Below are 1,839 nucleotides of genomic sequence, written 5' to 3' on the forward strand. Positions count from 1 at the left end.
CTCATTTAAATCACTTTGCTATTAAGTACAAATTGATTCTTAGAGCGAACCAGATTGCTTGGCAGGAGCTTAAAAATATGGCAGCTTAAAATTGACCGTGCGTAACATGAGTTATTTAGAACATTTTGAATGTTGCCCTACTCTTTCGTAATTAGAAAAACATGATTTTGCGACATTCATATTTTTTGCTACTTCTTGCTAAGGATTAAACTCGGCCAGAGGATTAAATTAAAAAAGCTCAGTAGTCCCTTCATTTAAATCAGTCTGATTGACATGATCGCGTTTTTTTCGTTCCAGGGCCACATTAAGTTCGGCTAATATATACTGTAAAACATCTAATTTTTCTTCAGCAGACATATTAGATAGGTTATTAATTTTCTCTTGAATGCTATTGATGGTTAGAAGATTCAAATGAATGCGGTGGAAAACCTCATCCATGATTTGTCCAGCTATATCTTCTATTTGTATTGCATGCATTACCGCATTTATTTTGTTATTTAATATTTTACTAACATCCAAGGCTTTATGTAGTAAATGCAATAAATTACTAGCATGCCCCTTAGTTATCGTGATTTCTGTCTGTTCATCATCCTCTAAATTAGTTAAAAACTCACTATTGATTTTTCCTACCGCATCAATAATTAAATTTCTAATTTGCTGGGTATAATCGGAATAAATGGCAGCCTCGCGGTTCGCCAATTGGGAAAGCGATTGGACAATTTCAATCAAGAATTCTTCACGCGCAGTGGTTTTATCATTCTTTTTCATTCATTCTCCATGTTAAAATAACTGCACATCGTTCCCTTCTTGTGACTTATCAATTGTTTTACTGTATTTCTTCTCTGCCTCCACAAGCTCGGGTGGTTTCATGTTCAAGGCTTTCATTAAAATTTTTCCCGTAAGTGGATTATAAATAATGGTACGGGGGTTGGGGCCTCCTAAGTCTTTTGCGGCAATTTTTAAATTTTCATCGTGCATATATTCAGTAATGAATTTGATATTTAGTTCACATACTGAACGCGTATCAAAGGAACCGCCCGCGCCAAATAATTTAACCTCTAAGTTACGGCGTTTTCCGCCACACTTTAAGATCTGGTTAATTAAATATTCCATAGCCCAGTTCCCATAGCGCATTGCACCGCTGATATGCTGTGCTTTATCCTCATGAATACTTCCTTTTACGGGAAGCATAAAATGATTCACACCACCAACCGCGGCTATTGGGTCGCGAATGCAGGCAGCAATACAAGAGCCTAAGGTAGTCATGATAAGCTCAGGATTTTGTGTTACATAAAACTGTCCTGGTTCTATGATTGCCATAACCGAATTATGCGCATCACTCCAATGCCTTTTTATGTGATCAAAGCCAAATATACATTTTTGTATGGCATGCTCATTCATTGTTTGCTTCATAAGACTTTCCTATACATTGTCTTTGAAATTAATTTAGTCTTTTTATAATGATACATAAAGGATTCCGAATGCCCAGTGAATAAAAATCCATTAGGAACCAGATGTAACATCAATTGATCCAGAATTTTATTTTGATTTTTGGAATCAAAATAAATTAATACATTGCGACAAAAAATAATATCGAAGATCCAATTAAATTTAAATGGCTCCATTAAGTTACTCATGTTACGCACATAAACTTGTAGTTTGACTAAAAAGCATTAGAATTCCGCCCTTAATTTTAGGGAGGGAATTAAATGGATATGCTTTAGCTAGGTCCGGGGATCTGGAACAAAATTCAGGAAAAATAAGAGCTATTCCCGGTTTGTTAGTTCATTCACCTTACTCTCAGAATGGCTTATCCACAAGTCCATAGGCCAGGAGAGC

At 35.8% G+C, this 1,839-nt stretch carries 3 protein-coding genes; all 3 read right to left on the reverse strand.

The features are described 5' to 3' along the window. Nucleotides 1–228 precede the first annotated feature (228 nt). Genes ELY15_RS15500 through ELY15_RS16770 form a run of 3 tightly spaced genes read right to left on the reverse strand, consistent with a single transcriptional unit; the run spans nucleotide 229 to nucleotide 1,637 of the window. Nucleotides 229–768, reverse strand: coding sequence for a hypothetical protein (locus ELY15_RS15500; RefSeq protein ID WP_127101622.1), 540 nt, complete (start codon nucleotides 766–768; stop codon nucleotides 229–231). Between the two features lie 12 nt (nucleotides 769–780). Next, nucleotides 781–1,413 (reverse strand): chemoreceptor glutamine deamidase CheD, encoded by a 633-nt coding sequence (locus ELY15_RS15505; RefSeq protein ID WP_127101624.1) that lies wholly within the window; start codon nucleotides 1,411–1,413, stop codon nucleotides 781–783. Further along, a complete protein-coding gene (locus tag ELY15_RS16770) occupies nucleotides 1,410–1,637 on the reverse strand; it encodes a CheR family methyltransferase (protein WP_158617524.1) in 228 nt (75 codons plus the stop codon). The genes ELY15_RS15505 and ELY15_RS16770 overlap by 4 nt, the downstream gene beginning before the upstream one ends. Nucleotides 1,638–1,839 lie beyond the last annotated feature (202 nt).

The sequence above is a fragment of the Legionella sp. km772 genome (assembly GCF_003989735.1).
Lineage (GTDB): Bacteria > Pseudomonadota > Gammaproteobacteria > Legionellales > Legionellaceae > Legionella.

Bases quoted from the DNA above. Each gene is read 5' to 3' on its own strand.
- ELY15_RS15500 (WP_127101622.1), bottom strand. From the start codon at position 768: ATGAAAAAGAATGATAAAACCACTGCGCGTGAAGAATTCTTGATTGAA.
- ELY15_RS15505 (WP_127101624.1), bottom strand. From the start codon at position 1,413: ATGAAGCAAACAATGAATGAGCATGCCATACAAAAATGTATATTTGGC.
- ELY15_RS16770 (WP_158617524.1), bottom strand. From the start codon at position 1,637: ATGAGTAACTTAATGGAGCCATTTAAATTTAATTGGATCTTCGATATT.